Source organism: Streptomyces sp. MK37H (genome assembly GCF_018035285.1).
GTDB classification, from domain to species: domain Bacteria; phylum Actinomycetota; class Actinomycetes; order Streptomycetales; family Streptomycetaceae; genus Streptomyces; species Streptomyces endocoffeicus.
The window spans coordinates 1-5,422 of the sequence record NZ_JAAAYH010000524.1; the positions used below are offsets into that span (position 1 = coordinate 1).

At 77.0% G+C, this 5,422-nt stretch carries 6 protein-coding genes; all 6 read right to left on the minus strand.

Annotation, left to right across the window (positions count from 1 at the left end; all coding sequences use genetic code 11):
- On the minus strand, positions 1-872 hold an 872-nt coding region (locus GWI24_RS39665; protein ID WP_247617535.1), incomplete at its 3' end, for a PfkB family carbohydrate kinase.
- A 44-nt stretch (positions 873-916) separates the two neighbouring features.
- Entirely contained in the window at positions 917-1,672 is a 756-nt protein-coding gene (locus GWI24_RS39670; protein WP_210950882.1) for an SIS domain-containing protein, read from the minus strand.
- Positions 1,669-2,913, minus strand: a complete 1,245-nt coding sequence (locus GWI24_RS39675) for a glycosyltransferase (RefSeq protein ID WP_210950883.1) — start codon at positions 2,911-2,913, stop codon at positions 1,669-1,671. The genes GWI24_RS39670 and GWI24_RS39675 overlap by 4 nt, the downstream gene beginning before the upstream one ends.
- Positions 2,910-3,875 (minus strand): glycosyltransferase, encoded by a 966-nt coding sequence (locus GWI24_RS39680; protein WP_210950884.1) that lies wholly within the window; start codon positions 3,873-3,875, stop codon positions 2,910-2,912. The genes GWI24_RS39675 and GWI24_RS39680 overlap by 4 nt, the downstream gene beginning before the upstream one ends.
- Positions 3,872-4,927 (minus strand): glycosyltransferase family 9 protein, encoded by a 1,056-nt coding sequence (locus tag GWI24_RS39685; protein WP_210950885.1) that lies wholly within the window; start codon positions 4,925-4,927, stop codon positions 3,872-3,874. The genes GWI24_RS39680 and GWI24_RS39685 overlap by 4 nt, the downstream gene beginning before the upstream one ends.
- Positions 4,924-5,422, minus strand: a 499-nt coding sequence (locus tag GWI24_RS39690; RefSeq protein WP_210950886.1) for an HAD family hydrolase, incomplete at its 5' end; no start/stop codon positions are given. The genes GWI24_RS39690 and GWI24_RS39685, both read right to left, overlap by 4 nt.

The following is a 5,422-nucleotide window of genomic DNA, read 5'->3' on the forward strand; positions in this document are numbered from 1 at the left end:
TCCGCCGCCTCGGCGACGGCGAGCTGCACCGCCTCCTCCGGGAGCGCCCCGTCGGCCAGCGCCCCGGCCGCGGCGGCGGCGAAGCAGTCCCCGGCGCCGCAGGGGTCGCCCTGGGCCCGGTGGGGCGCGGGCACGTACATGGGGTTCTCGCTGTGCGGGAGGGACAGCACGGCGCCGCGTTCGCCGAGGGTCACGGCGACCGCCGCGGCCCGCCAGCGCTCGGCGAGCCGGGCGCCCCGGCCGCCGTGCGCGTGCAGCGAGTCGGCGTCGCCGGACAGCGCGTGGCGGGCCGAGCCGAGCAGGGCGCGGGCCTCGGCGGCGCTGGGCGTGGCGAGCCGTGCGCCGGGCACGGGCTGCTCACCGCGCGGATGCGGATCCCAGACCAGGGGCACCCGGCGGGCGGCGGCGCCGAGTTGCTGACGCAGCGCGGCGGCCGTGCCGCGGCCGTAGTCGGCCACCAGGACGGCGCGGGCATCCCGGAGCGCGGCGAGGGCGTCCGGGCCGGGGTTCCCGGGGACGCCGCCGCCGCGGTCGACCCGGACCAGCGGGCGGCCCCCGGCGCGGATGCGGGTCTTGACCGGAAGAGTGCCGTCCAGCGGCAGCTCCACCAGCTTCACGCCCGGGGCCAGCGCGTTCCGTACGGTCTGGCTCGCGGTGTCGTCGCCCAGCGCCGTGACCAGGACGACCTCGCGGCCCTGGCACGCGGCGAGCATGGCGGCGAGTCCCGCTCCCCCGGGGCGGCTGCGGTCCATGGCCACATCAACGACGGGTGCCGGTGCGTCCGGCGCCAGGCGGGTGGCCTCGCCGTCGATGTCCTGGTCCAGCAGGACGTCTCCGACGACGACGAGCGGTCGCGGGGCGGCGGCGGTCATGCTCTCACCTCCGATCAGGGGACGGCTGTCCATGGCACGGGTTCTCAACGACCCTCATGAGGACGGATACGGCTCACCACCCCGTCCACGGAGACGGCCCCATCCGCCACCCCGATCTCGTGGTCGAAGGTCTCGCACAGCAGATGCAGGGCGACCAGATGCGCCTCCTGGACGGTCGCGGTGGAGCCGGAGCCGATGCACAGGGCCTCGTCGGCGCGGAAGGCCAGCGGGTTGGGGCGCGGGCCGGTCATGGCCCACACGGACAGTCCGGCGGCCCGGCCGGTATCCGCGGCGGCCAGCAGATTGGGGCTGCGTCCGGAGGTGGACATCAGCACCAGCACATCGCCGGGGCTGCCGTGCGCGGCCACCTGACGGGCGTACAGCTCCTCGAAGCCGTAGTCGTTGCCGATGGCGGTGACGGCGGAGGTGTCGGCGTGCAGGGCGATGGCCGAGTAGGCGGACCGCTCTTGCTGGTAGCGCCCGACGAGTTCGGCGGTGAGGTGCTGGGCCTGGGCGGCGCTGCCGCCGTTGCCCGCGGCCAGCAGCCGGCCGCCGACCGGGAGGGTGGCGGCGAGGTGGCGGCCCCACTCGGCCACCTGTTCCAGGCCGTGGTCGCGCAGGGCCACCAGCGCGTCCTGGAGCGACTGGCAGTGGGCGTGGGCGGCGCGCAGCGGGTCGGCCGCGGCCGTCCCCGCGGGCCCGTATCCGGACGGGGACGGACGACGGGCGCGGGGACCGGTGCCCGCTACCCCCGCTTCCCGGGGCAGGGGTCGGGACTGGGGACGACCGCGGGTGCTCATGCCGCCTCCGTAACGGGTGCCGGGTGCGAGGTCAGGACGTCGTGGTAGGCGGCCTCGGTGGCGGCGGCCACCCGCTCCCAGCTGTAGCGGGTCAGCACCCGCCGGCGGCCCGCCTCGCCGCAGGCCGCGCGTGCCGCCGGGTGGGCGAGGAGCCTGGCGGCGGCCTCGGCGAGGGCGACCGGGTCGCGGGGCGGGACCAGCCGGCCGGTGCCGGGGTCGGCGACGGTGTCGCGCTGTCCGCCGACGGCGGAGGCGACGACGGGCGTTCCGCAGCTCATGGCCTCCAGGGGGACGATCCCGAAGGGCTCGTAGTCGGCGGGGCACAGCACGAGGTCGGCGGCGCGGAGCAGTTCGGGCATCCGCTCCGGCGGCAGTCCGCCGGTGAGCCGGACCCGGTCGGCGACGCCGAGGCGGTCGGCGAGCCGCCGCAGCCGCCGCGCCTCGGGGTCGTCGCCCAGGTGGGCGGACGGCGGCCCTCCGGCGATGACGAGTTCGGCGTCCGGCAGCAGGGTGAGCGCGGCGATGGAGACCTCGGCCCCCTTGCGCGGTACGAGCCGCCCGATCTGGGCGAGCAGGGCCCGGCGGGCCGGGCGGGGCGCCACGGGCCCGGCGGGGGTGAACAGCCGCGGGTCGACTCCGCAGGGCACGACGGTGATCCGCTCGGGGTCCAGCCCCATGGCGGCCAGTTCGCCGACCTCGTCGCGGCAGGTGGCCACGATCCGGTCGCAGCCCTCGCCGACGGCGGTCTCCCAGGGGACGCGGTCGGCGGGGCTGGTGTCGGCGTCCTTCTGGTGGCGCCGCTTGACGGTGCCCAGTGCGTGGTAGGTGTGCGCGAGCGGCAGTCCGAGGGCGCGGGTGGCCTGGAGGGAGGCGATGCCGGACATCCAGAAGTGGGAGTGGACCAGATCGGGTGGCGCGCCCCGCCATTCGCTTTCCAGATACGCGCCGAACCCCCGCATGTAGGGCAGGAGGTCGTCCTTGGGCAGCCGCCGGGCGGGGCCCGCGGGGACATGCCGCACCTCGACGCCCGGGTGCGGGCGGACGGTCACGGGCAGGTGGGGGGCGTCGCGGCGGGTGTAGACGCGGACGCGGTGGCCGCGGTCGGCGAGGGCCGCGGCGAGCCGGGCGACATGGACGTTCTGGCCGCCGTCGTCCACCCCGCCGAGCACGGCGAGCGGGCTGGCGTGCTCCGAGACGAATGCGATGTCCAGGTGCTCGGGCGGTCCGTGGCGCGGGATCATCGGGTCACCTCCTCCATCAGCCGCTCCCAGTCGTCGAGGAAGCGTTTGAGTCCGTAGGCGTCGAGCGCCGCCCGGCGGGCTCGCGCCCCGTCCTCGGCGGCGGCGTCGAGGTCCCGCAGATAGCGGCGGGCCGCGCGGGCGAGGACGTCGGGGCGGGTGGAGAGCACCCCGGCCCCGGCCGGCACCGCTTCGACGGCCTCGGTGGTGGCCAGGGCGACGACGGGCATACCCAGGTGCATGGCTTCCAGGAGGGAGAGCCCGAGCGAGGTCCAGCGCACGGGGTGCAGATACACCCGGCGGCGCGCCATGGCGGTGTGCAACTCGGCCTGGGGGAGGTCGTGGGCGCGGCAGCGGTCGGGGGGCAGGCCGAGGTGGTCGGCGAGTGCTTCGGTGGCCATGCCGAAGACGTCCAGCGGGGCGGCCTCGCTGAGGGCGGGCAGTAGATCGGTGCCGGTGTGGCGGCCGCGCCGGATCGGTTCGTTGACGACGACGGCGGCCCGGGTCAGCTCGCCGGTGTAGCGGTGGCCGGGGTCGACGATGCCGTGCTCGATGACGGCGGTGGGGGCGCGGCCGCTGTCCCAGAAGAGCCGGTTGAAGTGGGTGACGTGGACCAGGGTGAGGTCGTCGCGGTCCGCGCAGGGGTGGCGGGTGCCGGGAACGTCTCCCTCCGGGGCGTTGTGCTCCAGGTAGACGGCGGGCACATCACGCCCGGGGCGACGCCCGCCGAGCCAGCGCCTCGCCAGCTCGGCCTCGTGGGGCCGCTGGAGGACGATCAGGTCCACGGGGGCGTCCCGCAGCTCCTCCGGGGTGACCTCGGTGACCGTGTCGGGCCAGGTGCAGGTGCGGGCCCGGCCGCGTCCGTCCGGGCCCCGGCCGGGGAGGACGGGGACCAGGTATCGGTGCGGGCCCTGGACAAAGGCCGTGGTCCAGGAGCCGTGCACATGCCACAGGAGAACGTTCATTCGGGCTCCTTACGGTCGTCGTCGGCTCCGTCCGGCGCCGCCAGCGCGGCCACGGCGGCGAGCACCTCGGCGTCGGTGACGGAGTCCAGACAGGGGTGGCCCGGCACGGGGCAGACCCGGGCACGGCTGCCCGCGCACGCAGCGTCCTGGCGGCCCAGCAGCCGGTGCGGCACCCGGTAGGGGGCCCAGCGCTCGGCGGGGACGACGGGCGCGAAGAGGCAGACGACCGGGGTGCCGACGGCGGCGGCCAGATGGGAGGGCCCGGTGTTGCCGGTGACCACCACATCGGCGCCCGCGAGCACTCCGGCCAGTTCGGGGAAGGAGGTGCGGCCACCGAGGTCGAGGGCGAGGCCGTCGGCGATGTCTGCCGTCAGCTCCTTCTCGGCCGGGCCGCCGGTGACCACCACGCGGTGGCCCGCCTCCTCCAGCGCGGCCACCGCCCGGGCGGCCCGCGCGGGGCTCCAGGCGCGGGCGGGCACGGCGGCGCCTGGGTGGACCACCACATAGGGCTCGGTGCCGGTGAGCGGGGCGGTGTCGGGCAGCGCGGTCAGGGCCAGCGCGCCCTCGTCGCCGGGCGGGAGGGCGAAGCCGGACGCCTCGGCCAGGTCGAGCGCGGCCCGCGCCTCGTGGCGGTGGGGTGCGCGCCGGTGGCGCAGGTCCAGCATGGTGCCGGGGTAGTGCTCGCTGTCGGCGGCGGTCCAGGGGATTCCGGCCAGCTTCAGCAGCAGTGCGGCGGGCAGCGGGCTCTGGTGGTACGAGGTGAGGATCAGCGCGCGGTCGAAGCGGCGCGCGGCCAGGCAGTCCACGAGGGCGTCGATGAGCTCGCGGCGCACCGGCGGGGCCTCGAAGCCCACCCAGGGCGCGTCATGGACCAGCACCTCGTCGACGCCGGGCAGCATCCGGGCGGCGGGCTCGCCGAGCGGGCCGCACAGCATCGCGGTGTACGCCGACCCGGCGGCGGCCGCGCGTACGGCGGGACCGGCCAGCAGCACGTCTCCCGCGCTGTCGAGCCGCACGACGAGGGTGCGCGGACCCGTGGCGTGCGCGCTCAAGGGGCGCCTCCCGCCCCGGCGGGCAGCCCCCGTATCGCCGTCAGGAGGTCCGGTGCGGTCCGGGCGGCGTCCGCGATCTCCTCCGGGCGGGTCACCGCGTTGGGGACGAGGACGCCTTGGGCGCCCGCCGCGCGGGCCGCCGCCAGGTCCGCGCCGATGTCGCCGAGGACGACGGCCCGGTGCGGTTCGGTGCCCAGCGCCGCGCACGCGGCGTGGATCAGCCCGGGGGCGGGCTTGCGGCACCCGCAGCCGTCGGCGGGGCCGTGGGGGCACACCGCCCAGATGTCGAAGGGTCCGAGCAGCTCCTCGACCCGCCGCCGTACGGCCTCGACCGCGCCGAGGGTGAGCAGACCGCGGGCGACGCCCGACTGGTTGGTGACCACGCCGACCGGGACGCCCCATTCCCGTACCGCGTCGACCGCGGCCCCGGCGTGCGGCATGAGCCGCACCCGGGCGGGGTCGCCGTTGTAGGGGACGTCCTGGATCAGCGTGCCG

Coding starts and splice junctions, on each gene's coding strand:
- GWI24_RS39675 (WP_210950883.1), bottom strand. CDS start 2,913: ATGATCCCGCGCCACGGACCGCCCGAGCACCTGGACATCGCATTCGTC.
- GWI24_RS39680 (WP_210950884.1), bottom strand. CDS start 3,875: ATGAACGTTCTCCTGTGGCATGTGCACGGCTCCTGGACCACGGCCTTT.
- GWI24_RS39670 (WP_210950882.1), bottom strand. CDS start 1,672: ATGAGCACCCGCGGTCGTCCCCAGTCCCGACCCCTGCCCCGGGAAGCG.